The sequence below is a fragment of the Paracoccus mangrovi genome, assembly GCF_042648425.1.
Classification (GTDB): Bacteria; Pseudomonadota; Alphaproteobacteria; order Rhodobacterales; family Rhodobacteraceae; genus Paracoccus; species Paracoccus mangrovi.
The window spans coordinates 20,793-44,232 of the sequence record NZ_JBHRXJ010000012.1 but is presented as its reverse complement, the minus strand read 5'-3'; the positions used below and the strand labels follow the sequence as shown (position 1 = coordinate 44,232).

The 23,440-nt window shown below is 63.3% G+C and carries 22 protein-coding genes and 1 tRNA gene; 11 read left to right on the top strand and 12 right to left on the bottom strand.

Annotation, left to right across the window (positions count from 1 at the left end):
* Window positions 1-24 precede the first annotated feature (24 nt).
* Window positions 25-1,101, top strand: a complete 1,077-nt coding sequence (locus ACFOMH_RS15140; RefSeq protein WP_377745506.1) for a BMP family ABC transporter substrate-binding protein — start codon at window positions 25-27, stop codon at window positions 1,099-1,101.
* A 242-nt stretch (window positions 1,102-1,343) separates the two neighbouring features.
* Entirely contained in the window at window positions 1,344-3,311 is a 1,968-nt protein-coding gene (locus tag ACFOMH_RS15135) for a hypothetical protein (protein ID WP_377745504.1), read from the top strand.
* 67 nt (window positions 3,312-3,378) lie between these two features.
* On the opposite strand, the gene ACFOMH_RS15130 is transcribed toward ACFOMH_RS15135, so the two are convergent.
* The 4 genes from ACFOMH_RS15130 to ACFOMH_RS15115 all read right to left on the bottom strand — a co-directional run bounded on the left by ACFOMH_RS15130 (window position 3,379) and on the right by ACFOMH_RS15115 (window position 6,905).
* On the bottom strand, window positions 3,379-3,612 hold the full coding sequence (locus ACFOMH_RS15130) for an acyl carrier protein (RefSeq protein WP_010397399.1): 234 nt from the start codon (window positions 3,610-3,612) through the stop codon (window positions 3,379-3,381).
* 136 nt (window positions 3,613-3,748) lie between these two features.
* Window positions 3,749-4,486 carry a 3-oxoacyl-ACP reductase FabG gene (gene fabG / locus ACFOMH_RS15125; RefSeq protein WP_374425992.1) on the bottom strand — a complete coding sequence of 246 codons (738 nt, stop codon included), beginning with the start codon at window positions 4,484-4,486 and terminating at the stop codon, window positions 3,749-3,751.
* 70 nt (window positions 4,487-4,556) lie between these two features.
* Window positions 4,557-5,483 carry an ACP S-malonyltransferase gene (gene fabD, locus ACFOMH_RS15120; protein WP_374425991.1) on the bottom strand — a complete coding sequence of 309 codons (927 nt, stop codon included), beginning with the start codon at window positions 5,481-5,483 and terminating at the stop codon, window positions 4,557-4,559.
* An 81-nt stretch (window positions 5,484-5,564) separates the two neighbouring features.
* Complete coding sequence (locus tag ACFOMH_RS15115; protein ID WP_377745615.1) at window positions 5,565-6,905, bottom strand: ATP-binding protein; 1,341 nt, start codon at window positions 6,903-6,905, stop codon at window positions 5,565-5,567.
* Between the two features lie 57 nt (window positions 6,906-6,962).
* Between ACFOMH_RS15115 and ACFOMH_RS15110 the strand changes: the two genes are divergently transcribed.
* The 6 genes from ACFOMH_RS15110 (at window position 6,963) to ACFOMH_RS15085 (ending at window position 12,884) form a co-directional block, all read left to right on the top strand.
* On the top strand, window positions 6,963-7,829 hold the full coding sequence (locus ACFOMH_RS15110; protein ID WP_377745499.1) for an MBL fold metallo-hydrolase: 867 nt from the start codon (window positions 6,963-6,965) through the stop codon (window positions 7,827-7,829).
* A 99-nt stretch (window positions 7,830-7,928) separates the two neighbouring features.
* Window positions 7,929-8,003, top strand: a tRNA-Asn gene (locus tag ACFOMH_RS15105).
* Between the two features lie 134 nt (window positions 8,004-8,137).
* Window positions 8,138-10,075, top strand: a complete 1,938-nt coding sequence (locus tag ACFOMH_RS15100; RefSeq protein ID WP_374425975.1) for a tyrosine-type recombinase/integrase — start codon at window positions 8,138-8,140, stop codon at window positions 10,073-10,075.
* The gene (locus tag ACFOMH_RS15095) at window positions 10,060-10,329 is read left to right on the top strand and encodes a hypothetical protein (protein ID WP_143793994.1); all 270 of its coding nucleotides are present in this window, start codon (window positions 10,060-10,062) and stop codon (window positions 10,327-10,329) included. Before ACFOMH_RS15100 ends, ACFOMH_RS15095 begins: the two co-directional genes overlap by 16 nt.
* Before the next feature lie 291 nt (window positions 10,330-10,620).
* The gene (locus ACFOMH_RS15090; protein ID WP_114349983.1) at window positions 10,621-10,944 is read left to right on the top strand and encodes a hypothetical protein; all 324 of its coding nucleotides are present in this window, start codon (window positions 10,621-10,623) and stop codon (window positions 10,942-10,944) included.
* Window positions 10,941-12,884: a hypothetical protein gene (locus ACFOMH_RS15085; RefSeq protein WP_377745496.1), complete on the top strand. Its 1,944-nt coding sequence runs from the start codon at window positions 10,941-10,943 to the stop codon at window positions 12,882-12,884. The genes ACFOMH_RS15090 and ACFOMH_RS15085 overlap by 4 nt, the downstream gene beginning before the upstream one ends.
* A 6-nt stretch (window positions 12,885-12,890) precedes the next feature.
* Here ACFOMH_RS15085 and ACFOMH_RS15080 read toward each other — a convergent pair whose 3' ends face one another.
* The 3 genes from ACFOMH_RS15080 to ACFOMH_RS15070 form a co-directional block, all read right to left on the bottom strand.
* A complete protein-coding gene (locus tag ACFOMH_RS15080) occupies window positions 12,891-14,282 on the bottom strand; it encodes a hypothetical protein (protein WP_377745495.1) in 1,392 nt (463 codons plus the stop codon).
* Window positions 14,283-14,442: 160 nt separating this feature from the next.
* Complete coding sequence (locus ACFOMH_RS15075; protein ID WP_143793990.1) at window positions 14,443-14,922, bottom strand: hypothetical protein; 480 nt, start codon at window positions 14,920-14,922, stop codon at window positions 14,443-14,445.
* Between the two features lie 54 nt (window positions 14,923-14,976).
* Window positions 14,977-15,282, bottom strand: coding sequence for a hypothetical protein (locus ACFOMH_RS15070; protein ID WP_377745493.1), 306 nt, complete (start codon window positions 15,280-15,282; stop codon window positions 14,977-14,979).
* 81 nt (window positions 15,283-15,363) lie between these two features.
* Between ACFOMH_RS15070 and ACFOMH_RS15065 the strand changes: the two genes are divergently transcribed.
* Entirely contained in the window at window positions 15,364-15,624 is a 261-nt protein-coding gene (locus tag ACFOMH_RS15065) for a helix-turn-helix domain-containing protein (RefSeq protein WP_255471223.1), read from the top strand.
* Window positions 15,625-15,746: 122 nt separating this feature from the next.
* On the opposite strand, the gene ACFOMH_RS15060 is transcribed toward ACFOMH_RS15065, so the two are convergent.
* Window positions 15,747-16,190, bottom strand: coding sequence for a hypothetical protein (locus ACFOMH_RS15060; RefSeq protein ID WP_143793988.1), 444 nt, complete (start codon window positions 16,188-16,190; stop codon window positions 15,747-15,749).
* A 137-nt stretch (window positions 16,191-16,327) separates the two neighbouring features.
* Between ACFOMH_RS15060 and ACFOMH_RS15055 the strand changes: the two genes are divergently transcribed.
* Both ACFOMH_RS15055 and ACFOMH_RS15050 read left to right on the top strand, forming a co-directional pair.
* On the top strand, window positions 16,328-16,528 hold the full coding sequence (locus tag ACFOMH_RS15055) for a helix-turn-helix domain-containing protein (protein WP_185968546.1): 201 nt from the start codon (window positions 16,328-16,330) through the stop codon (window positions 16,526-16,528).
* Window positions 16,529-17,418: 890 nt separating this feature from the next.
* A complete protein-coding gene (locus tag ACFOMH_RS15050; RefSeq protein ID WP_374425971.1) occupies window positions 17,419-18,117 on the top strand; it encodes a thermonuclease family protein in 699 nt (232 codons plus the stop codon).
* Between the two features lie 76 nt (window positions 18,118-18,193).
* On the opposite strand, the gene ACFOMH_RS15045 is transcribed toward ACFOMH_RS15050, so the two are convergent.
* The 4 genes from ACFOMH_RS15045 to ACFOMH_RS15030 all read right to left on the bottom strand — a co-directional run bounded on the left by ACFOMH_RS15045 (window position 18,194) and on the right by ACFOMH_RS15030 (window position 23,439).
* The gene (locus ACFOMH_RS15045) at window positions 18,194-19,066 is read right to left on the bottom strand and encodes a helix-turn-helix domain-containing protein (protein WP_377745491.1); all 873 of its coding nucleotides are present in this window, start codon (window positions 19,064-19,066) and stop codon (window positions 18,194-18,196) included.
* Between the two features lie 416 nt (window positions 19,067-19,482).
* A complete protein-coding gene (locus ACFOMH_RS15040) occupies window positions 19,483-19,974 on the bottom strand; it encodes a YciE/YciF ferroxidase family protein (RefSeq protein WP_377745488.1) in 492 nt (163 codons plus the stop codon).
* Between the two features lie 77 nt (window positions 19,975-20,051).
* Window positions 20,052-22,112 (bottom strand): catalase, encoded by a 2,061-nt coding sequence (locus ACFOMH_RS15035; protein ID WP_377745486.1) that lies wholly within the window; start codon window positions 22,110-22,112, stop codon window positions 20,052-20,054.
* 97 nt (window positions 22,113-22,209) lie between these two features.
* Entirely contained in the window at window positions 22,210-23,439 is a 1,230-nt protein-coding gene (locus tag ACFOMH_RS15030; protein WP_377745484.1) for an NAD(P)/FAD-dependent oxidoreductase, read from the bottom strand.
* Window position 23,440: the final 1 nt, after the last annotated feature.

Here is a 23,440-nt window from a genome sequence, read left to right as displayed (position 1 = left end):
GCGCCCCACCAACAGGAGCCCCATATGAAACGCAGAACCCTTCTTGGCAGCGCCGCAGCCCTTGTCGCCGCGACCGCCCTGCCGGCCTTGGCGCAGGATGAAAAGCTCAAGATCGGCTTCATCTATGTAGGCCCCGTGGGCGATGGCGGCTGGACCTATCAGCACGATCTGGCCCGCAAGGCCGTCGAGGCCGAATATGGCGACAAGGTGGAAACCACCTTCATCGAATCCGTTCCCGAAGGGGCCGATGCCGAACGCGCCCTGACCCAGCTGGCGCTGGCCGGCAACAAGCTGATTTTCGCGACCAGCTTCGGCTTCATGGACGCGACCATCAACGTGGCCAAGAAATTCCCGGATGTGAAATTCGAACACGCCACCGGCTACAAGCGCGCCGACAACGTCTCGACCTATGATGCCCGCTTCTACGAAGGCCGCGCCGTCATCGGCACCATCGCCGGCCGCATGACCAAGTCGAACAAGATCGGCTATATCGGGTCCTTCCCGATCCCCGAGGTAATTCAGGGCATCAACTCGGCCTATATCCACGCCAAAAAGGTGAACCCGGATGTCGAGATGAAGGTGGTCTGGGTCTATAGCTGGTTCGACCCCGCCAAAGAGGCCGATGCCGCCGCCGCCCTGATCGCCGAAGGCGTGGACGTGTTCATGCAGCACACCGATTCCACCGCGCCGCTGGCCAAGGCGCAAGAGGCCGGCGCGCTTGGCTTTGGTCAGGCGTCGGACATGGCCGCATTCGCGCCCTCGCCCCGAATTTCGTCCATCGTCGACAACTGGTCGCCCTATTACATCAAGCGCGTGGGCCAGGTTCTGGACGGCAGCTGGAAATCCGAAGGCGTCTGGCTGGGCATCGGTGACGGCGAGGTCGAGATCGGCGAGATCACCGATGCCGTCCCCGCCGAGGTCAAGGCCGAGGCCGAGGCCCTGAAGGCCAAGATCGCTTCGGGCGAATACCACCCCTTTACCGGCCCCCTGAAAAAACAGGATGGCAGCGACTGGCTGGCCGAGGGCCAAAAGGCCAGCGACGAAGAGCTTTCGGGCATGAATTTCTATGTCGAGGGCATCGCCGCACCGATGCCGCAGTAAGGGCGAGCCTGTGAAACAGAAGCGCCGGGGCCAACAGCCCCGGCGCTTTCATATGTCACGCCCCGATGGCATCGGGGCATCAGGGTCCCGACCGCCCCGCGCCGATGGGGCCTTGCGGCGGCGATCCCGCGCGCCCCGAAAGGGTTCATTTCCACCCCCGGTTTCGCTAGCAACATGATCAGGGGCGCGCAGCCCTCTTATCCGCGCGTCATGACCATCGCCCGACCCCTAAAGGCAAGCAGATGAAGTTCAGATATATTCTTGCAGCCATATCCATTTGCGCGCTGACCGCAGCCGCGTTCTTTTGGCTGGGCCAGGCCCCTCTGTCGCGGGGCAGCGCCCCCGCAGGCTATGTCTATGACGGCATTCGGATCGTCGATTCCGAAACCGGCGATGAGGTCGCGTTCGACGAACATGACCCCTTTGGCGACATGTTTGCCGCCATGGCCGCCGAAATGGCTGCGGCCATCGAAAACGGCGTGCTGATGGTCGATCCGGGCACAGGCAAGGCCACGCTTCTGGTGCAGGGAACCAAGGCCGTGGCCCCCCTGCCGGAACCCGGCCAAGAGGTGCCCTTTGACACCGGAACCAGTGGAAGCGCGCCGATCTTTCTGTCCCGGTCACCCGAAACCGACAGCTTCGCCCTGCGCGCGCCCGAAAGCGCGATGGAGGCCGGCGTGGATTTCATGGTGACATTCATCCGCAGCCAGGGCGATGTTCAGAACCGCATCGCTGCACAGGATGCCTTGCAGGCGGCGCGGGCGGCGGCGCTGCGCCAATGGAACGGCGACATGGACCGCCTTCAGGCCGAATTGGCCAAGGGCCTCGTTCCGGCGGCGGAAACCTATCGGCTGAATCTGCCCGGTGATTTCGCCACCATTGCCGTGCCGCTGTCTGCCGGCTTTGATGACAGCACCGATAACGGCCAACCCGGCGTGGTGGACCGGCTGACGGGCAAGACCCTGTTCAACCTGCGTCTCGATACGGCCCAGACGCTGAAACAGGCGCTCGCGGCGCAGCGCGAGGGGATTGCCCATCCCGATGACGATACCCGCCTCCTTTATGAAAACGACGATATCCTGATCCTCGCCCGCCGCGACGCTTCGTTCCAGCTTTTTGGCACGGCCATTCCCGGCGCGGCCGGCTATGCGATCTATGGCGAGGCAGAGGATCTGACCGGGTTACGGACCGTCTGGAATGCCGTCGAAAGCATCTCGGATCGACGCCCCGATCCCGGCATCGTCGCCTCGGCCGATTTCGATGCGCTGGCCTGGTTCGGGGATCGCGGCGTCGATCTGGCCGCGCGCGCCGGTTTCGGCGCCCCCTTTGACGATAGCTTTGCTGAACAGCTCTCAAAGGCGCTGGTGACCGACAGGCTGATCTCGGGCCAGTCCGGGATTCGCGGCGACATCGCATTGCGGGAACGCGACCGGATCGACGACCCGCTCGCAACGCTGTTTCAGGTCAATTACGCCTGCCTTCCGCGCCCAAGTGCGGATGAAAGCCCGGTCGCATTGCAGGCGGCACTGTCGACGAACCCGTTCTCTGACGGGCTGGGCCATCGCGACATCTATCTGGACGAGGTTGGGGCGCGCATCGCCAAGGACGCCAAGGGCGTGGCCGGCGATCATGCGTTCAATCCCGAAACCGATATGCCGGTGCGCCAGCCGCCGATCTGGGCCTGGCAATCGCCGACCGGTGCGTTCGGGGCCGACAACCTGTCCTATTTCGCCTATCGCGTGCGCGATCTGGATGTGCGGCTTCAACTGGTCTGCGCGACCTCGTCAGAAAACCCCTATGCCGCCTTGGCGGGGCTGCAAATTCTGAACAGCCAGTCCCTGCCCGACCTCTCGGGATTGCCGCCGCTGGCCTCGGAAATGTTCGGCCATTACAACAGCGCCCATGCCATCGGAGACGGGCTCTACAAGGTTCGCGAAACCCGCGACGGTGGCCATCTGCTGATCGACGCGATGGGCAAAAGCCTGTCGGACACGCCCTTTGACAGCAGCTGGAACTACCCCACGCATGGCGTCTTTGAGACGACGGACGAGAATGGCAAATCCGCCCTCTGGTCCTATTCGGGTCAGCAGCTTCTGCCTTATGAATATGATGATTTCGACGGTGCGCCGGACGGTATCATCCAGGCACGAAAGGGCGAAGAGACGCTCTTTTACGCGGTGGCGCAGCGCCGTTTCGTCCCACAGCCCTGAATCCCAATACGCCAAAGAAAAAGGGCGGCGCCGATCGGCACCGCCCCTGAAATTCCGTGGGATCGGATCAGACCGCGCCCTGGATGAACTTCACCGCGTCGCCAAAGGTCTGGATGGTTTCGGCGGCGTCATCCGGGATCTCGATGCCGAATTCTTCCTCGAACGCCATGACCAGCTCGACCGTGTCCAGCGAATCGGCGCCCAGATCGTCGATGAACGAGGCGGTTTCGGTCACCTTGTCCTCATCGACACCCAGGTGCTCGACGACGATTTTCTTCACGCGATCAGCGATATCGCTCATGTCTCTTCCTCGTTTTCGCGGGCATCCGCCCAAATTGTTCCAGCACATGCCGGGCACAGCCCAGGGCGGTTCCCCTGCAGCCTTCCGAGCGGGATATAGCACGGAGACGTGATCTTGCAACCCGCATAAACCATGTTCAGATCATCGCCATGCCGCCATTCACATGCAGCGTGGCGCCCGTGACATAGCCGGCCTCGGCGCTCGACAGATACAGTACGGCGGCGGCGATTTCCCCGGCCGATCCCATGCGCCCGGCCGGGATCTGGGTCAGAATGCGGCCCTTCTGTTCCTCGTTCAGCTTATCGGTCATCGCCGTCTCGATAAAGCCCGGCGCCACGCAGTTCACGGTGATCCCGCGCGACGCGACCTCATAGGCCAGCGACTTCGACATGCCGACCAGACCGGCCTTGGCCGCGGCATAATTGCCCTGCCCGGGGTTGCCCGTCGCCCCCACGACCGAACCGATATTCACGATCCGGCCCCAGCGCGCCTTCATCATGCCGCGCAGAACCGCCCGGCAGAGCCGAAAGCTCGAGGTCAGGTTGACCTCGATCACCTGCGCCCATTCCTCATCGGACATGCGCATGAACAGGTTGTCGCGGGTGATCCCGGCATTATTGACCAGAATGTCGATGCCTCCCATGGCCTCGGCCGCCGCCTTGGGCAGGGCCTCGACCGCCTCGGCATCGCCCAGATTTGCGGTCGCGACATGCGCCCGCGCACCCAGACGATCCGCCAGCTCGCGCAGTGGCGCCTCACGCGTCCCGGACAAGGTCACCACCGCACCCGCCGCATGCAGCGCCTCGGCCACCGCGCCGCCAATGCCGCCCGACGCCCCGGTGATCAACGCCTTCTTGCCTGTCAGATCAAACATCCCAAGCCTCATTCTTTCATGTCCAAATATCCCGGGGGAATCCCGCAGGGATGGGGGCAGAGCCCCCTCTTCAACCTTTCAACGCCGCGATATCCGCGGGCGTGCCGATATTGCGCGTCACCGCATCCTTCGAGATGCGCTTGATCATCCCCGACAGGGCCTTGCCGGCGCCGATCTCCCAGAACTCGGTCACGCCCGCCTCGGCCAGAAACGCGATGGATTCGCGCCAGCGCACGGCACCGGTCACCTGCTCGACCAGCAGACGGCGGATCGCGCCCGGCTCGATCACCGGCTCGGCGCGCACATTGGCAATCAACGGCACCGCCGGCGCCACGATTTCGACCCCGGCCAGCGCCTCGGCCATGGCCGCCGCCGCCGGCTGCATCAGCGCCGAATGGAACGGCGCGGAAACCGGCAACATCAGCGCCCGCTTGGCGCCACGTTCCTTGGCCAGCTCCGCCGCCCGCTCGACCGCCGCCTTATGGCCGGAAATCACCACCTGCGCGGGATCGTTGTCATTGGCGGCCTGACAGACCTCACCTTCGGCCGCATCGCGCGCGATCTGATCGACCGCGGCGAAATCCAGCCCCAGAATCGCGGCCATGGCGCCCTGCCCGACCGGCACGGCCTCTTGCATGGCCGCCCCGCGCAGACGCAGCAGCCGCGTGGTATCGGCCAGGCTCAGCGCACCGGCGGCGCAAAGCGCCGAATATTCCCCCAGCGAATGGCCGGCGACGAAATCCGCATCCCCGATTCCGAAACCCTCCGCCTCGAGCGCCCGGAACGCCGCGATCGAGGTCGCCATCAGCGCCGGCTGCGCATTCTGGGTCAGGGTCAGCGTCTCGATATCGCCGGTCCAGATCAGGTCGGACAGGCTTTCGCCCAACGCCTCGTCGACCTCGTCAAAGACCGCGCGCGCCGCAGGATAGGCCTCGGCCAGCTCACGGCCCATGCCGATGACCTGCGCGCCCTGCCCCGGAAATACGAATGCCCGCATGGCGGAATTCCTTCTCTTTTATGTCGTTGTCACAGGATTAGCCCGCGCCGCCCCGTCCCGCAACGCGTGAAACGCCCTGATTCAGCGTGGAATCACGATCTCGGCGCGCAAACCGCCCAGCCGCGCGCCATGGCCCAGCCGCAGCTGCCCGCCATGGGCGCGCGCGATGTCGGTGGCAATGCTCAGCCCCAGCCCCACCCCTTGGCCTCGGTTCTGATTGCGGGCCGGGTCCAGCCGGGTAAAGGGGCGCAGCGCCTCGTCCCGGCGCTCGGGCGGGATGCCCGGCCCGTCATCCTCGACCGAGACCCGGAACCAGCCCGGCCCAAGCGCGGCCTCGATTTCCGCATGATCCCCATAGCGCACGGCATTGCCGATCAGGTTCTCGATGGCGCGCCGCAGGCTGTCGCGACGAAAGATGGCCAGCTCGTCCGGCGCCCCCTGGGCGGAATGCAGCTGTACCTGCTGGCCGCCGCGCTGCGCATCGGCCACGATCTCGCGCACGAAATCCAGCGCCGCGACCGGCTCGGGCGGGCCGTCCTGGGCGGCGTCGCGGGCATGGTCCAGAAAGGCGTCGACCATCGCCCCCATGGCGGCGACATCGCGTTCCAGCGCCTCGACCTCTTCGGCCTCGGGCGGATCGTCGGCACTCAGCATCGACAGGCCCAGCCGCAGCCGCGTCAGGGGGGTGCGCAGATCGTGGCTGATCCCGGACAGCATCTGGTTGCGCTGGTCGTTCTGACGCTCGATCCGGGCGCGCATGTCCAGAAACGCGGCACCGGCGCTGCGGATCTCGATGGCGCCGGCGGGACGATAGGGGATGATGCGCCCCTTGCCATATTCCTCGGCGGCATGGGCCAGACGCCGGATCGGGCGCAGCTGATTGCGCAGAAATATCGTGGCGATCGCCGTCATCAAAAGCGAGGTGCCGGTCATCAGCACCAAAAGCTGATGCGGATTCGAGGCGCTGACCCGCGAGCGCGGCACGATCAGCACATAATCCCCCCAGCGCCCGCCCAGCGTGATCCGCACCTCGCGCCGCACCCGCAGATCGACAGAACGGACCGAGGGCACCCGTTCATGCAGCTGCGCGATAACGACGCGGCCCGAGAGGTCGTAAAACGCCCTCTCCTCGCGCCCCGCCACGACCGCCGGCAGCTCAAGGCGCAGGTCCAGCGGCGCCGCCACCCGCTCGGCCGAGGCGCGCGCCGCGGCAATATCGGGCGCGGCCTCGATCCGCTCGGCGATCAGCGCCACCTCGACCGCGACGCCTGCCGTCATCTGCCGGGTCACATCCTCGAAATGGCGTTGCAGGAACATGACCGTGACCACCAGCGTCACCGCCACCACCGGCAGGAACAGGATCAGGGCCGCCCGCCCGTAAAGACCGCGCGGCATGATCCGTTTCAGCCATTGGAAATTCATCATCAGCACCCTGTTCTGGACTTGGACAGCCCGCCGGACCAAGGCTAGGTTAGCCCCATGACGCATGCCATGAAAGCCCTGCGGGTCATCACCGCCAACAACCCCTCGCCCCTGACCGGGCCGGGCACCAATACCTTTCTTCTGGGTCGGGATCAGATCGCGGTCATCGATCCCGGTCCCGATCTGCCCGCGCATCGCGCGGCGATTCTGGCCGCCGCCGGCCCGGGGCGGATCACGCATATTCTGGTGACCCATGCGCATCTGGACCATTCGGGCGGCGCATCGGCCCTGGCCCGGGCGACGGGCGCGCCGATCCTCGGCTTCGGCCCCGCCGAGGCCGGCCGCTCCGAGGTGATGCGCCGCCTTGCCGAACAGGGCGGAATCGCCGGGGGCGAGGGTCTGGACCGCGATTTCCGCCCCGATATCGAATTGCGCGACCAAAGCCCGGTGGAAACAGATGAATGGTCGTTGACCGCGCTGCACACGCCGGGCCATTTCGCCGGGCACCTGGCCTTTCAGTATCAGGACGCGGTGCTCTGCGGCGATGTCGCCATGGGCTGGTCCTCGACACTGATTTCGCCGCCCGATGGCGATCTGGCGGATTATTTCCGCACCCTGACGCGGCTGGACTCGCTGAAAGCGCGCGTCCTTTTGCCGGCCCATGGCGATGCAATAGAGGCCCCCGCCGCCCGTCTGGCCGAGCTGGCCGCGCATCGGCGCATGCGCACGGCACAGATTCTGGGCGCGCTGCGTGATGGCCCGGCCTCGGCCCGGGCGCTGGCCCTGCGACTCTATGAGGTGGACGCCCGGCTCATCCCGGCCGCCACGCGCAACGTGCTGGCACATCTGATCGCGCTCGCCGAACTGGGCGCGATCCGCAGCGATGAACCCGTCTCGGACACGGCGATTTTCAGGCTGGACTAAGGTTCCACGATCCATCCACAGCAAATTTCATCCCCGACGAAAAAAATCCCAGATCGCATCTGGACGCCCCTGAATCAGGTTGCTATATCGCCCCCGTGTTCCGGCGTAGCTCAGCGGTAGAGCAGTTGACTGTTAATCAATTGGTCGTAGGTTCGATCCCTACCGCCGGAGCCAAACTCAGCTAACTCTTTGGTTTTGTTTGGATAAGCACCTCTCATAGGCTGCGGTGCATGTGTGTGTCATACATCTGACACCAGTTCGCGCCTTAGCACGCCCGTGAAATCGGCTCCTCAACGCAGGAGTTCGACATGGGCATCCAGATGCATACCTTTCGGCGCGGCGCCACCTACACGTGGCGCAAGCGTCTGCCTGCCAGCCTGGGCGGCGGGGTCTTTCAGATCAGCCTGCGCACCACCAACCCCTTGATTGGTCGGCGACTTGCCACAATCTTATGTGCTGAAAGCTGCGCGGTGGTCGATGCGATGATCCATGATGGCCTGAACAAGGACGAGGCACGCAAGCTGCTTGTGGCCGTCATCGCGCGTGAACATCACAAGATCGCGGCGCTGCGCTTGGCAGAAGCGGAAAACCCCGCCGCCGGTGCATGGGAACGGGCCAAATCCGCTGATTGGGCCATGGGCAAGGCATTGAGCTTGCTTGCGGAACGCGGCGCTTCTGGTTGCCATCTGACCGATGCGGATCGGGTTGCGATGCAGACCGAGGGGCGCAGCGATTCGGACATCAAGATGCTGGAACGCGTTCTGGATCAGGAAGCCCGGAACTATGCCGAGGATCCTCGGCAGGGTCTGAACAACCGGTCGTTCAGCATGATGCGGCATATTCTTGGCCGCGAACAGTTTTCCGCTCTGGAGCTTATCCACGGGCGGCAGATCTATTATCGCGGCCGCGGCGCGGTGCTGCTGAGTGGTTCAGAACAATCCATTTCCGAGCAGGAAACCCGCGAGGCGGCAGAGCTGGCACGATGCGATTTCGGTTCGGATCAGGACCAGCCCCCAGCTTCTCGGCAAGGCAGGGAAAACCCTACGGCTGATGACGGGGGCGCATCGCATTCAAGCTGGCCCGCACCATCGGCTGATCCATCACCGGCTGCAATTGCGACTCAGGCTGGGACTGACCCGCCCGCCTATGACCCGGCGCTCATGGCTCTGGTCGGACGGCTCATGGATGACAAGCGTCGCCAGAAAATGTCGGAGCCGATGATCACGCAGATGACGCAAAGCTTCAGGATTTTCGCCGAAGCCACCCATGTCAGCGACATCCGCTTTCTGCGTCAGGAGCATATCGCCAGATTTGTCGAGGTGATGCACAAGATGCCGGTGCATCATGGGAAATCTCCCAAGCAGCGCGACAAGCCGCTGTCCGAAATCCTGAAAAACCCGCTGAATCAGCCCGTCGGTTTGTCAGCAACGACGATCAATCGCAATCTGGGCTATCTTGGACAGCTTTTGATCAAAGGCCGCAGCGAGGGTTTCCGTAATCTGGGCGATCTTGATCCGGGCAGCCTGCGCCAACGCAAGACGAGGCGAGAACGCGACGAGCGTCCACCATTCAGCGCCGAAGACGTTCAGGCAATCTTTCGCCACCCAATCTGGCATGGTTATCGCAGCAAGGGCAAATGGCACGAGCCCGGCAATGTCGTCCTGCGTGACGGGCTTTACTGGCTGCCGATGATTGCCGCGCTCAGCGGTGCGCGACGCGGCGAGATTGCGGGGCTGAAGGCTGCGGAAATCCTGACCGTTGACGATATTCCCTGCATGATGCTTCAGATCAACGCGAACCGGGGCCTCAAGAACCTGACCTCGGCGCGCCTGGTGCCTCTGCATCCTCAGCTGCTGGAGATGGGTCTTGTGGCATGGGCGCAAGATCGAATGCTGCGCGATGGTCCGCGCGCCGATCTGTTTCCCGACATGCGCCCCCAAAAGCTGCCGCCCATCGAACAAGCGACCGGCGATGAAGAGGGCGGGAAGTTCGGCGATCAGATCAACTACCGCTTTAATAAACTGGTGGATCGCCAGATCACCACTCAGCGTGCCGAAAAGACCTTTCATTCGTTTCGCCATTACGTCGCCACCCAGCTGGGGCGAATGGCGGATGTTCGCGAACAGGTCCGCAAGGATATTCTGGGCCATGCCGGAGGCTCGATGACCGAAGAGCGCTACACCGAAACCAGCCCGCCTGACCTCATGCTTGCGGCAATCTCCCAACTGCCGTGGCTGCCGTTGTGACAGAGGCTGAATTGATCGAAATCGGGGATTGCGATGAGATGGCCGACCGTATTGGTGGCGGTGTCCTGCGGCCCGGCGATTATGTGCTGATGATCAGCGATGGTCAGATTATCGGTGGGGAGCGGGTGACCGACAACACCCCGCCGGAAATGCTGCTGCCCGCGATGCAGGACTCGTATCCAGGCCACGATGCTGTTCTGGCAGAGTTCACCGCAGAGGGATTTGCGATAAGGATGCGATATCGCCGCGCCTGATGGAAATCGCGGCCAAGGGGCGGGGCTCGGCCTGCTCGCGGGATAACGGGCTGTCGTGCTAGGGGACGGGCTTGGGACACTGTCGGTATCCCGCGCAGTCGTAGCATCGCAATGGCACGCGCTCGGTTCCCACACCCTGCATCACGGGTCGCAAAAAGATCTGTTCCGATTTTCGCGGTTTTCGGTGATTCTCGCGCCGAGCGAAAGAACGTGGAAACAGAGGCTGCAACAAGAGTCCCCAAGAGCCGGGGGTAAAACAAAATCCATGATGACAGAACAATAGGATCAGACATGCCCCGCCCTAAGAAGCCCTCCGCCGATCTGGCCAAGCGCAGGGAAATATATGCCCCTCAGGCGGTCTGGGAAAAGGCCGGGACGCTTGCAAAGGCAGCGGGCATGTCCATCTCCGCATATCTGTTGCGGGACGTGATGGAGGCCCAGCAGTCCTCAGCAGTGGTTGATCTGTTGGAAGAACTTCAGGCAATGCGACGCGAACTGGCGCATGTCTCGCAGGCTCTTCAGACAGAGGGCAATCCTACCGTCATCAAGGTGCATATGGATCTGGTGACGATAGATCGCAGGCTGGTGCGTCTGGCAGAAAGTCTAGCGCTATGATGCTGACCTGGTCGCCACATTCCGGAGACAGGCCGGATACCAGTCCGAAAATCGCAGTGGATTACATGCTGAATTCGGCGGTGCGAAAGACAATCGCAGAGCAGCCCCTAAGTTTGCAGCGCGATCCGCAGCCAGAGCTTTTGCTGGGCGACAAGGATATTTTTCCGCTAGGTCTGAATGCCTTGCCATTCAAGCATCGCTACAACTTTGCCACGCTGTCTTTCCATGAGCAGGATATTTCAGTCTCCGCCTTCAATGCTGGCGACCCAGATTCACGGCAAAAAATTGCTCAGACCCTGAAGCTGTTTTTCGAAATCGCATGGGCCGGGGTTCCGGTTTCTGCCCGGATGCAGCCCCTGGTCGGCACCCACACCCATACCGGCAGGCTTGAAGTGAATATCATGATGGCGCGCGGCATTCGGAATGAAAATGGGCACTGGCGATCCTATAATGCACATTTCCCGAGAATGGGCAGTTCGGAAATCTGGGATTTCTTTACGGACTATGTGAACCTGAGGTTTCGATGGGCTGATCCGCGCGCACCTGAACGGCGAAAGCTGGTCAGACTGTCCAATAAAATCCTCAAGCAGAAGGCCGAAGCCGAAAGACTTGGAAAGCCATTTGACATCTCCGTGCCTGAGCAGACGGTGGCGTTGGCAGAGGATCTGATCAAACAAGGAGGCATCAAAGACCGCAAATATCTGATTGCCTCCATGAAGCCGGGGTTGGATACCATGGGTATCAACGTTGTGCAGTCAAGAAAGAACGACGTCGTTTTCCTTGAGAGAAGCACCCACCGAAAGTGGGCGCTCTCCGGGCTGTGTTTCAGTCAGGAATTTTCGCCGGGCGCCCAGTTCATGCGGGTTTATCTACAGGAGCCGGGGGTCGATCCCGACTGGCCTGCCGCAATAAGGCGCCGCCGCCGCCAGAGGATTACCTCCTTGCGAGAACTGATTCATTCCTATGAAGAACGTGCAACGTATAATTCGCGACGTTACGGCTTTTCAAAAAGACCCGACCCAGACTTCTGGCAGATCCTGCGTCAACAACCCGGTATTGATCTGCCAATCTCCCATCCCAGAATCACAGGAGGCTATCTTGACGGATATGCTCAGCCCGCTGGAATTGAAGCTCACACAGCAGATCGAGCAGTTTCTTCATCAGCAAAACAACCGGATTCAGCATCTCGAGGATCGCGTGGCACAACTCGAGGAAGAGCGCGCCGCGCTGACGACCATGCTGAATTTATTCGACGCGCTGAAAACCCCTTTGAGCTCTTCGTAAACCTAGGGCGCCGCCTGGCGCGGATCATGTCTAACCTGCGGCGCAGGCAGGCCGGGCGAATTCTGGCAAAAGCAATGCGCGAGCATTTTTTGCAAAGATGGCAAAACATTGGCAACAGGTTGGAGACTTTGAATGACGGCACCCTCACCCCCAACAGAATGGCCAGCGCTTTTGGCCGAACTGCGCAAGCTGACGGCATTGATCGGGCCGCTACAGGCATTGCTGGCGCAGGAAGAGGCGCCGGGCCTTTCGGACCGGATCGACCTCTTTCTGGCCGAGATCACCCGGGTGGGCGATCAGGTGGAACGGGCGGCAACAGCAATGGAGGCCGAGGGCCAGAGCCGCGATCTGATGCAACAAATCACAAAGAATCTCGCCGTGCAGAAACACCAGATCGACAAGTTGCAGGGCAGGATGGCACAGATTCTGGGCGTGTTGGGCGCACCACTGGACGGCAGCGACTGACGCGCGCCGAGCTGATCTGCCGTGCCCGGCAGATCGCGCAGGACGAGGGGATCGAGGCGCCGCGCCTGTCCTTCGTGCGGGACGAAGATCAGGAGCGGCTTCGGATGGCGTTCGGCACCACGGTGATCATGGTCAACGGCGACGGCAATCTTGTGCAAGATGTCGGCGTGTCGGAGCCGGATCTGCCCTGACCACCCTCACTGCCCGATAACATAGACTACCGGCGTCCTGCCCTCTGCGCCTTCGATGGCATAGATCGCGATTTCTCTTTGGATGGCCTCGATGCCGGTGGTGTTTTTCAGCGGATCATAGGGCAAGTTGGCGGTCAGGGGCTGGCCTGCGCCTGCGGCGAAAGTCGGGACGCCGCGGCCGCCGGTGATCGGGGCTTTGCGGGCCTGGCGGATGTCTTCGCGGTCGTAGTCAGCGATGGTGGTGAGGCCGTCGAAGGCACCTGCGGCATCGCCGAGGAATGTGGTGAACGCCGCTTCCGCGCTGGTGGCGGCGGGCTGTTCGATGACGCCGTAAGCGCCGGTCAGGACATGGCTGCCGTCCTTGGGTTCAAAGATCAGCACGGCGCAGCGGTCGAACACCTCGGGGGTGTAGCAGGCGAGGCCCGGGCCAAGGCCCCTTGTGTCGACCGCGCTCGCCCCGCTTCCGTAAAGCAGGTCGGTCACGCTGATATGCTCGCCGTCCTGCGGCATCCAGCCGGCCTCGCGTTGCTGCAGATACAGCCGGAAGCCCTTGGCCGGATCATGCGCCTCGTCCTGTTGCACCGCGCCGTCCTTCCAGAAATAGGCCACGCGCTTGGCGGTGCCCCAGTTTACAAAATCGCTGCTGGCCATCACCGGCCAGAGCGGCTGCAGATGCTGTTTCGCGTCGTCCCAGCGCGTGCCAAGCGGCGGGATCCCGGCGGCGGTCAGGATGGTTTGCCGCGCCGCCTCGGTCTGTGCGACCACAGCATCAGGATCCGCGGCGATGGCGTCAGGCGGGATGATCTGGCCGATCTCGCTGCCCGTGGTGGTGGAATAGGTGACGCGGGCGACATGGCCTTCGTAGCCGCCGCTGCGGGTCCGGGATTTGCGGATGTCGCGGATGTCGACCCGCGCCAGCAGGCTGTCCTGACCGATCTTCTGGCGCAGGGCCCGGCCTTCGTCCCGCGTCGCCGGGAACAGCGCGACATCCTGCCAGTTGCGGAAGAACAGGCTGCGGCCCATGGACAGCGGCAGGCGTGAGGTCGGGGTAAAGATGCTGACCGGAAAGCCGCCGCGCGCGCTGTCGTAATCGCCAAATTCGGCGCGAATCGACAGCACCACCTCGGCCGTGGCGGGGTCGATATTGGCGCGGTCGGCCGCAAGGCGGGCCATGACCTTGGTCCGTGCCTCGTCGCGGCTGAATTCGTCGGCGGCGAGATATTCTGGGTCTTGCAGCGCCAGCGCCTCAAGGTCGGGCGCGGTGCCGTCGAGGGTTTCCAGGAAGGCGCCCCACCAGGCGGAATCGGGATCGGTATAGGTTTCGGCCAGCGACGGGGTGGCCAGCGGCGCGGCCAGGATCAGGCCGAGGCAGGTGGTCAGAGCGAGGGTCTTGAGCATGGGGGCGTCCTCCGGTAACGGGCATATAAGCGGGATGGCCGCCGCGCGGCGGCGCGGCGGGGGCTGGGGCATGGGATTGTCGGGCGGCGTGTCGTGCGCTGCGCAAGGATTGCGTTCGTCAGATGCGCGCATTGCGCATCGCGGCCCGGACGTGCCGATCCTAGCGGATCAGCGCCTCGAAGCTGGCAAAGATGCCGTTGGGCGTCGGACGATAGCCGAGGCCTCGCAGCGTCGCCTCGATGTTCCGGCCGGGATCCACGCCCGGATGGCAGGCGCGCAGATACATGTTCGCGACCAGTTCCGTCGCGCCAGAGATCTGGCCCAGGTTCAGGCCCTGATAGCCGCCGCCCTTCAGCCCAAAGGCCGGGCGGGCGGTGCTGCAAAAGAACCGCACCTCGGAGGGCGCCTCGAACTTCAGGCGCCTTTTCGGCGTATCGGGCCGGTCCGAGACCGCCTCGCGCAGCGTCACCCGGACCAGCTGGCCCGGCACCCGTGCCGAGCCCTGCCCTTCGACGCGGCGCCCGCTCTGGTCGTAATGCAGGCATTCGCCCATCTTGCAGCGGCCAAGATAGGTCTCGGCGGCGACCGGGCTGGCCAGCGCTGCCAGCGCCAGGGCAAGGAAAAAGGATTTGGGATTCATGCAAAACTCCTGCGAAAGATGTGCGAGATCAAAGGGAATTGCGGGCCGAGATCCCTACCGGAACCAGTATGCCTGGCCGCGGCTGAAGATCACGCTGCCAGACTGAAGAACCAGCCCCAGCGCGACGACGCCACAGACCACGGCGCCTTCCCAGACGCCGGTCGCCCAGAACACCACCAGGCCCGCCAGAAACAAGGCCAGTTGGCGCCGCAGCTTCGGAATCTTTTCCGGGCCGACGACGCGACCGCTGGCGATGCGGCCGACGCCGCGCTGCGCATGGCAGGCGGGGCAAGTCCGGACGCTGCGTTTGACCGGCGTGCCGCAGTGGCCACAGTCGATTGTCGGTGAGGGTTCAGGCATCGCGGGCCTCCGTCAGATCACGATTTGAATTCATAGCATTTGCGGTGTAGCATCCTTCCCGAACCATCCGGAGCACAGCCCTTGTCGATAAAACCCGCGCCCCGCACCGTCGAGCCCCTCGCCCTGGCCTTCGCCACCGTCCTGCGCCGCCGCCGTCTGGCGCAGGACCTGTCGCAAGAGGCGCTGGCGCGGCGCGCCGATGTCTCGATGCGCTTCGTCTCCCTGCTGGAGCTTGGCCGCCACATGCCGACGATCAACACCATGCAAAAGCTGGCCCGGGGGCTGGGCATGCCGCTGTCGGATCTGGTCCGCGAGGCCGAGGACGAGCCGCCGCAGGAATAGCTGGGCCGCCAGAACACCCGTGATCGTTGGCCTGCAAAGGGCAATCCTGACGCGAGGGATTGACCGCAAGTGCGGTTTCCGAGTCGGGTCGCGCTGCGCGCATTGTCCTGGCCGCGTCTCCATTAGCCCTTCTCCCGCGCCGCCAGCAGCCGCATCGCATCCGCCAACACGCCCGCCTCGAACTCGGGGCGCAGCTGCCCATCGAGTGAAAGCAGCGCGATCTTGAGGCGCAATTCCGCCAGATTGCCGGCGGGCCGCGCCGCAAGCCCGGTCTCGATATCGCGGATGCGGTGCTGGATCCGGTCCATCCCGGCCATCGCCGCACGGCCTGCGTCAGTCGTAGCAAAGCCCGCTTCGGCGGCACGATGATCGCAGGCGGCATAATCGACCCAAGCCTTTTCCAGCGCGGCCCGGGTCGTCAGGAACGCAGGATCAATCTGGTGGTCAGCACCTTCCCCGGCGACGCCAGCCTGCATCAGATCCGATAGATCCGGCAGCGACAGGCCGTCCGGTCCCTCTGCCAAAACACCATCCGGCCGGCCGTTGTCGATTTCCGGTTCCTGCATCGGCCACCCCTGAACACTGGTTGAAACTCACCGCACTATGTGAGCAATATACAGTGATATTTGCAAGAGGGGCAGCGACAATTATTTCCGGCATCAAAACACGACCCACAGATCCGCTCATTCCCTCCTTCGCCACGGTGCTACGAAGGCGGCGCGAGGCGCTGGATCTGTCGCAAGAGGCACTGGCCCGGCGCGCCGGCATCTCGACGGTCTTCGTCGGCAGGGTCGAAAGCACCCGTAATCAGCCGACGATCAACTCCATGCAGAAGCTGGCGACGGGACTGGACGCGCGGCTCTCGGACCTGATCCGCGAGGCCGAGGCGCTGGCGAAGCGGTGAAGGGTTAGACGCGGCGCAGAGCCGCAGCAGGTGCATACTGGATCATCCGGCGTCCGCGCGCGCATTCCTTCGCGGTCCCGATCGCGCAGCAAAGGTCGCCACAGGCTTGCCCGGACAATGCCGCGGCAGGCCCCCTGGATCAGCGACAGCCGCTGCGCATGGACTGCATGGCGATCCGCGTTCAGCATGATCAAAGGGTGACAAGCCTCAATTGATCAAATGAAGCTTTGATGATGAAACCTGCGGATCCGCAAAGTCGGACGCGGCCAATATGTTCATTTGATCATTGGGTGATCTGCTTCATTGCCTCATTGGGTGGAAAGCCTCATATGATCATGGTGCCAGCGACTAAGACGTTACCCCAGACTTCTATCCAGCGTGAGCAAGACGCCGGATTTGAGCTTCAGCTGTTTGGACGGGATAGGTAACCGGGTCTGGCGCGACGGGGCTATCCCGGTTCTCTCAGCATAGGCATTCACGCAACTGGTCACGACCTTGATGGCACCGCCGGGGCCGCCACAGGTTTGCCCGGCCAATGGCGCGGCAGGCTCCCTTTATCAGCGACCACTGCTGCGCAGGGACTGCGCTGCAACGCGCGTTCAGCATGATCAAATGGTGACAATCTTCATCTGATCATCTGGGGATTTGAATGCGCAACCTGCGGATCTGCTGTGATGGACACGAGCCAGAATGTTCATTTGATCATTTGGTGATCTGCCTCATAGGCTCATTTGGTGATTGTCTTCATTTGATCATGGCTCATGTGACGGCGCGGTATGGGTGACGGCCGCTCCTCTACACCAAACACCATCCGCTAAAATTCTTAATAAACAGTTCCCTCTCTGGACCTGTTGGTGCTTTGCCCGGCCCTGCCCAACGGATAGGCAGGGGTGAGCCATCCGAAACGTCTGGTGAATCCCGCCCTTGCTGCCATTACCCTTGTTCTCGCCGGTGCTTTGCCCGCCTGTTCCGGCGAAACGGTCGACCCCGATCTGCAGGGCGTGGCCTCGGTCATTGACGGCGACACCATCGAGATTCACGGCACGCGGATCCGGCTGAACGGCATCGACGCGCCGGAAAGCGGCCAGCGTTGCCAGAACGCGCGCGGCACGGCATGGCGTTGTGGCCAGCAGGCGGCGTTGGCGCTGTCTGATCGGATCGGACGACGGCAGGTCAACTGTCAGCAGACCGACACCGATCGCTATGGCCGGGTGGTGGCGGATTGCTTTGCGGGCGGCGAGAACCTGAACCGCTGGATGGTGCGCGAGGGTTGGGCGGTGGCCTACCGCCAGTATTCGACCGCCTATATCGCCGCCGAGGACGACGCCCGGACCGGCCAGCGCGGGATCTGGCAGGGCCGTTTCGACATGCCCTGGGATTGGCGTGCGGAACGTCGTAGCGGTCAGAATGTGGCACCGACAATGCAGAGGCTTTACGAATTCGCAGGACAAAACTGGTCCTGCGGCCCGCGCCGGACCTGCTCGCAGATCGGCAGCTGCGACGAGGCGCGCTGGTATCTGCAGAACTGCCCTTGGTGCGGCAAGCTTGACCGCGACAATGACGGCATCCCCTGCGAGAGTATCTGCTGAGAGATTCAGGCGGTCCGGCATCTCGGCGCGGGGTCGTGTCGCCTGCGATGGCAGCCGGATCGTCAGTTCACTGCGGCTAATCCGCCAGTCGCCTCACCGACCAGCCGCCGCTGTGCCCTTTGCGCAACCAGGCCGCGACCAGCTGAAACCCGCTTTGCGGCCAGTCCTTCGGCGTGTCGATCAGCACCAGCTCTGCAATGCCGAACCCGGCCTCATCCAGATCGCGCAGCCGCGCCCTGGTCGTCAGATTGGTCAGCGGCGCCAGCCAGACGACATTCGGCGCAATCCGCATGGCATGGCGGGTAAAATCGCGCAGCCGCGACCAGGGCGGATTGGTCATCACCCAGTCGACCGGTTCGTGCCAGTCTAGAAAATCGCGTCCCTCGGTGATCTCGCACCAATGCCGGTTAAGATGGGCGGGAAACAGGTCGTGAAACGCCCCTCGCCCTCTGGCCGGGTCCAGCACCTTGCCCGTCATCCGATCTGCGAAATACGCGATCACCGCTGCCGCCAGCTCCGGCGGCGTCATCACCAAATCCTGCGCCGGGGTATTCGTCGCAGGCACCAGACCGCCGCGTCCCGAGGGGGCCGCACGCAGAACCGGCCTGAAGCGCAGCACTGCCGCCGCCCTGACCAGCGTTGCGACCGTCGCACCCAGATCCCGCTCAAGCGCAATGATAACCGGTCGGCTGACCCCGATCCGATTGGCCAGCTGCGCCTGGCTGAACCCCCGCGCCCGCCGCCGATCAGCCAGAGCCCGCGCCGCCTGCACCCGGTCCGGCGCCCAGCCCCAGCGCAGATCCAGCACCGCCATGACCGCGACCAGCGCTTGAACACCACCCTCGCCCCGCTCAAGCGCCCGAAGCGTCGGCAGGCTGATCCTGGCTGAGGCCGCGACTGAGGCTTGCGTCAGTCCATATGTGCAACGCGTTGTGCGCAAGGTATTCATGTCAAGAATTTCTTGCTTTTATTGCGATCAAAAGGAAATGATTCATTACACCATCTGCACCGAGTCATCCCGTCGACGCCAGACGAAAAACGTTGAGAAGGGCGGGAAGCCGACATGCGGCGGCGCGGCAGGGCAGTCGCGGCAATCTGGGTTAGCAGACGTTCGTGCCTGGCCCAGCGAGGATCCACGATTAGCGCGAGGAAGCTGATATGGTCGGCTGCCGCCGAATTTCATACGATAGAGCGGAGTTTGCAGAAGTAAGCTTATGCTGCTCTTCGGCATGCTGATCGACGGCCCGCAATCACCATTCTCGTCGTATTGGTCAGGGGGGCGGCGATATGGCGAGTTTGGTCACCCGACATGAAAAGAAGCCCGCCTGCAGGGGCGGGCTTCTGGAAGTGGCTTCCGACAACCGGTTACTTCTTCGACGCCTTGCCGGAGGCGTTGATGGCCGTCACCGCAAGCGCGGTGAGCTTGTTGTTGGCGGCCTTCTCCTCGTCGAGGATCGAGGTCAAAAGCGTATGCGCTTCATCATTCCCCAGAAGCTTGGCCCATTCGCGCAGCGTGCCATAGCGGGCGATCTCGTAATGCTCCACCGCCTGCGCGGCACCGATCAGCGCGACATCCAGCGCGTGTCCGCTGGCTTCCTCGATCAGGCCGTCAGCCTCTTTCAGAAGGCCATCCATGGCATCACATTTCTCGCCCTTGGCTTCCTTGCCGATCGACTTGAAAACGGCTTCGAGCGTCTTGATGTGCCCCTTCGTCTCCTTGAGATGATCGTCCATCGCCTTTTTCAGCTCGGCGCTGCTGACCGCCTTGGAAACCTTGGGCAGCGCCTTGGACAGCGCGTTCTCGGCCCAATAGATATCCTCCAGCGTATGTTCGAATGCGTCGTTCAGCGTCTTCATCAGATATTCTCCCTGGTTGTGTAGACGTTGTTGGACCGGCGCCTGGAACGTTATCTAGGCGCCTCTGGACTAGGCGATCAGGCCAGATCACGGACCTTCGGCTCGCGATCCCAGTAGCGCAGCTTGGCCGCCTCAGGCAGCCCGGCCAGGTCGGTGACGCCGTCATCCGCTTCGACACCCGCCCGGTCCAGCAGGGCCTTTGCGCCGTCGGTCGCGCCGATCGCCTTGAGATGCGCGAAGGCGTCCGACACGAAACCGATGGCGGCGCTGTCCTTGGCCAGCGTGGCGGCGGCGTCCTCGGTCAGGACCAGCGCGACCGCGTCGAACAGCACCGAGGGTGAGCCGGCCAGCTGGCCATCTGCCTTCATCATGCCGCGATCGAGCGGGATGCCGCCGACCTTGGGCGCGATGGTGAAGACAGTGCCCTTGGCGGCCTCGACCGCCTTTTTCAGCGCGTCGATATCGGCCTTGCTGGACCCCTCGGCGAACAGGATCGCGACCTGCCGGCCTTGCAGCGTCTTCTGCCAGTTCTTCTGGATCGACAAGGCGCCCGAGGGTGCCAGATCGACCGGCGCCTTGAACGGTTTTGCGGGTTTCGGCAGGTCCATGCCGATGCCAATGGCCACGCGCTTGCCAAGATCGGGGTGGATCACCTGCAGATGGGCCAGCATCCGGTCGCGGATATGATCCAGCGACACCTTGGACAGTTCAAAGGTGATGGCCGAGGCGACATGCGCCTGTTCGTTCTCGGTCAGCGAATTCCAATACATGCGCGGCTGGCTGTAGAAATCGCCGAAACGCTCGGCCCGGATGCGCAGCTTTTCGCCCTCGACCGGCTGTTCGGCGGTGCGGAACCCGGTGCTGACCGGGCGCGGTCCGGGGTCTTCGCCGGCCTGGTCCAGGCTGTTGGGTTCGTAATTCGCACGGCCCTTGGGCACATGGGTCTGCATCAGCCCGTCGCGCTGCATATTGGCGAAGGGGCATTTCGGCGCATTGATCGGGATCTGGTGGAAATTCGTCGTTCCCAGCCGCGATTTCTGCGTGTCGAGATAGGAGAACAGCCGCCCCTGCAACAGCGGGTCATCGGTGAAATCGATCCCCGGCACCACGTTCGAGGGCAGGAAGGCGGCCTGTTCAGTCTCGGCAAAGAAGTTGTCGGGATTGCGGTCCAGAACCATCCGGCCGATCACGCGCAGCGGCACGACCTCTTCAGGGATGATCTTGGTCGCGTCCAGCACGTCATAGGGCAGCGAATCCGCCAGTTCGCTGTCAAAGACCTGCACGGCGAAGTCCCATTCCGGGAAATCGCCCCGGTCGATCGCTTCCCACAGATCGCGGCGGTGGAAATCATTGTCGGCGCCCTGGGTCTTGGCGGATTCGTCCCAGACGAAGGATTGTGTGCCCAGCCTGGGCCGCCAGTGGAACTTGCAGAAGCTTTCCTGCCCCTTTTTGTTCACCAGCTTGAAGGTATGGACGCCAAAGCCCTCTATCATGCGCAGGCTGCGGGGGATGCCGCGATCCGACATGGCCCACATCAGGGTGTGGAAGGTTTCCGGCATCAGCGAGATGAAGTCCCAGAACGTATCATGGGCCGAGGCCGCCTGCGGATAGGCGCGGTCGGCCTCCATCTTCACGGAATGGATCAGGTCGGGAAACTTGATCGCGTCCTGGATGAAGAACACCGGGATATTGTTGCCGACCAGATCCCAATTGCCTTCGTCAGTATAGAATTTCACCGCAAAGCCGCGCACGTCGCGGGGCGTATCGACCGATCCCGCGCCGCCTGCGACCGTCGAAAAGCGGGTGAAGACGGGCGTCTTCTTGCCCTTCTTGGCAAACAGGCTGGCCCGGCTGAGTTCCGGGATCGGATCGGTGCATTCGAAATAGCCATGTGCGGCCGATCCGCGCGCATGCACGATCCGTTCCGGGATACGTTCATGGTCGAAATGAAAGATCTTTTCGCGCAGCACGAAATCTTCCAGCAGCGTTGGCCCGCGCGCGCCAGCCTTCAGACTGTTTTCGTTATCCGATATGGGGACGCCGAAATTCGTCGTCATCGCAGGCGTATCGCCGGTGGCGATCTGATGCGTTTCGCCCGCATTGCCCTGTTCGGTCTTGAAATGCTTGTCCTCGGCCATCGATCCTGCCTTTCAAGGGTGGATTAAGCTGGTTGGCGCGGCGATCGGACGCCGCGCCAAGAAACCCCCGAAAAACGGCAAAGTTCCGCCGCTTAACTTATCTGAAGGCAAAGACAGGGGCGTCCGTATCTTCCCGCCCCGCGATCCGCGCCGCGATGATCTGCGCCCCGATCACCGAGAATGTGATGCCGTTGCCGCCAAAGCCCATGATCGTGTGGATGCGCGTGAATTCGGGCACCGTGTCGATGATCGGCAGCCCGTCCTTCGTGACGCTGAACGGCGCCGACCAGCTATAGGCGGGGCGGCCGATATCCACCCCGGTCAGATCGCGCAGCTTGCCGGCGATGGCCCGCGCCTTGCGTGCCAGCTTGGCCGGGTCCGAATTGGTGGTCGCCGCGTCCTCATCCTCGCCGCCCGCGATGATCCGGCCCGCCGCGTCGGTCCGAAAGTAGAGATAGGGTTCGGCGGCTTCCCAGACGATGGTGTCGCGCATCCAGCCCGGCAGGTTCTTGATCGGCCGCGATGCCAGCGCCCAGGTCGAGGTGACATGATGCGACGGTGTCTGCATCTGCCGCAGATGTTCATAGCCGGTGCAGAAAACCGCCTGATCGGCGGTCAGCACCTCGCCCTGCCGCGTGGCCAGCGCGATCCCGCCCGGCAATTCGGCCATGTCGGTGATCTCGACCGGCGAGATCAGCCGCGCCCCGCGATCCATCGCGCGGGCCAGCAAGCCCGCCGTCAGTTGCGCGGGATTGGCGGATGCCGAATCCTGCGACAGGATCGCGGCCTGACGGTCCATGCCATAGCCCTCGATCAGCGCCGCGCGGGTCAGGTATTCGGCGGCGATCCCGATCTTGCCGCGCGCCGCGACCTCGGCCTGCAGGGCGCGTTTGCCCATCTGATTGCCGGCCAGATACAGCGCCGGCTTGCGCTCCATCGAGCAGTCGATCCGGAGCTCGTTGACCAGATCCACCAGATCATTCGTCGCCTTGACCGAGCGGAGCCAGGCCGCATTGGCCTTTTTCGGGCCGATCTGCTTTTGCAGTTCGGTCAGCGGCACATCGATTTCGTGCTGGATCATCGCGGTCGATGCCGGGGTGGACCCGCGCACCGGCGGGCGGCGGTCGAGGATCACGACAGAACGCCTGGCGCGGGTCAGCGCCTCGGCCATCAAGGCGCCGCTGATCCCGGCGCCGACGACGATGACATCCACATGACCCGTGTCGGGACTGCGTTCGGCGGTCACGGTGGAATTCGGCGTCCTGACCCAGAAGGGCGTGCCGATCCTCAGGTCATCCTTGCGCGTTTCGGCGTCTAAATCTGGCATG

Bases quoted from the DNA above. Each gene is read 5' to 3' on its own strand.
- ACFOMH_RS15110 (WP_377745499.1), top strand. From the start codon at position 6,963: ATGACGCATGCCATGAAAGCCCTGCGGGTCATCACCGCCAACAACCCC.
- ACFOMH_RS15075 (WP_143793990.1), bottom strand. From the start codon at position 14,922: ATGAATCCCAAATCCTTTTTCCTTGCCCTGGCGCTGGCAGCGCTGGCC.
- ACFOMH_RS15090 (WP_114349983.1), top strand. From the start codon at position 10,621: ATGCCCCGCCCTAAGAAGCCCTCCGCCGATCTGGCCAAGCGCAGGGAA.
- ACFOMH_RS15100 (WP_374425975.1), top strand. From the start codon at position 8,138: ATGGGCATCCAGATGCATACCTTTCGGCGCGGCGCCACCTACACGTGG.
- ACFOMH_RS15040 (WP_377745488.1), bottom strand. From the start codon at position 19,974: ATGAAGACGCTGAACGACGCATTCGAACATACGCTGGAGGATATCTAT.
- ACFOMH_RS15030 (WP_377745484.1), bottom strand. From the start codon at position 23,439: ATGCCAGATTTAGACGCCGAAACGCGCAAGGATGACCTGAGGATCGGC.
- ACFOMH_RS15070 (WP_377745493.1), bottom strand. From the start codon at position 15,282: ATGCCTGAACCCTCACCGACAATCGACTGTGGCCACTGCGGCACGCCG.
- ACFOMH_RS15140 (WP_377745506.1), top strand. From the start codon at position 25: ATGAAACGCAGAACCCTTCTTGGCAGCGCCGCAGCCCTTGTCGCCGCG.
- ACFOMH_RS15135 (WP_377745504.1), top strand. From the start codon at position 1,344: ATGAAGTTCAGATATATTCTTGCAGCCATATCCATTTGCGCGCTGACC.
- ACFOMH_RS15060 (WP_143793988.1), bottom strand. From the start codon at position 16,190: ATGCAGGAACCGGAAATCGACAACGGCCGGCCGGATGGTGTTTTGGCA.
- ACFOMH_RS15080 (WP_377745495.1), bottom strand. From the start codon at position 14,282: ATGCTCAAGACCCTCGCTCTGACCACCTGCCTCGGCCTGATCCTGGCC.
- fabG (WP_374425992.1), bottom strand. From the start codon at position 4,486: ATGTTTGATCTGACAGGCAAGAAGGCGTTGATCACCGGGGCGTCGGGC.
- ACFOMH_RS15045 (WP_377745491.1), bottom strand. From the start codon at position 19,066: ATGAATACCTTGCGCACAACGCGTTGCACATATGGACTGACGCAAGCC.
- ACFOMH_RS15085 (WP_377745496.1), top strand. From the start codon at position 10,941: ATGATGCTGACCTGGTCGCCACATTCCGGAGACAGGCCGGATACCAGT.
- ACFOMH_RS15035 (WP_377745486.1), bottom strand. From the start codon at position 22,112: ATGGCCGAGGACAAGCATTTCAAGACCGAACAGGGCAATGCGGGCGAA.
- ACFOMH_RS15115 (WP_377745615.1), bottom strand. From the start codon at position 6,905: ATGAATTTCCAATGGCTGAAACGGATCATGCCGCGCGGTCTTTACGGG.
- ACFOMH_RS15130 (WP_010397399.1), bottom strand. From the start codon at position 3,612: ATGAGCGATATCGCTGATCGCGTGAAGAAAATCGTCGTCGAGCACCTG.
- fabD (WP_374425991.1), bottom strand. From the start codon at position 5,483: ATGCGGGCATTCGTATTTCCGGGGCAGGGCGCGCAGGTCATCGGCATG.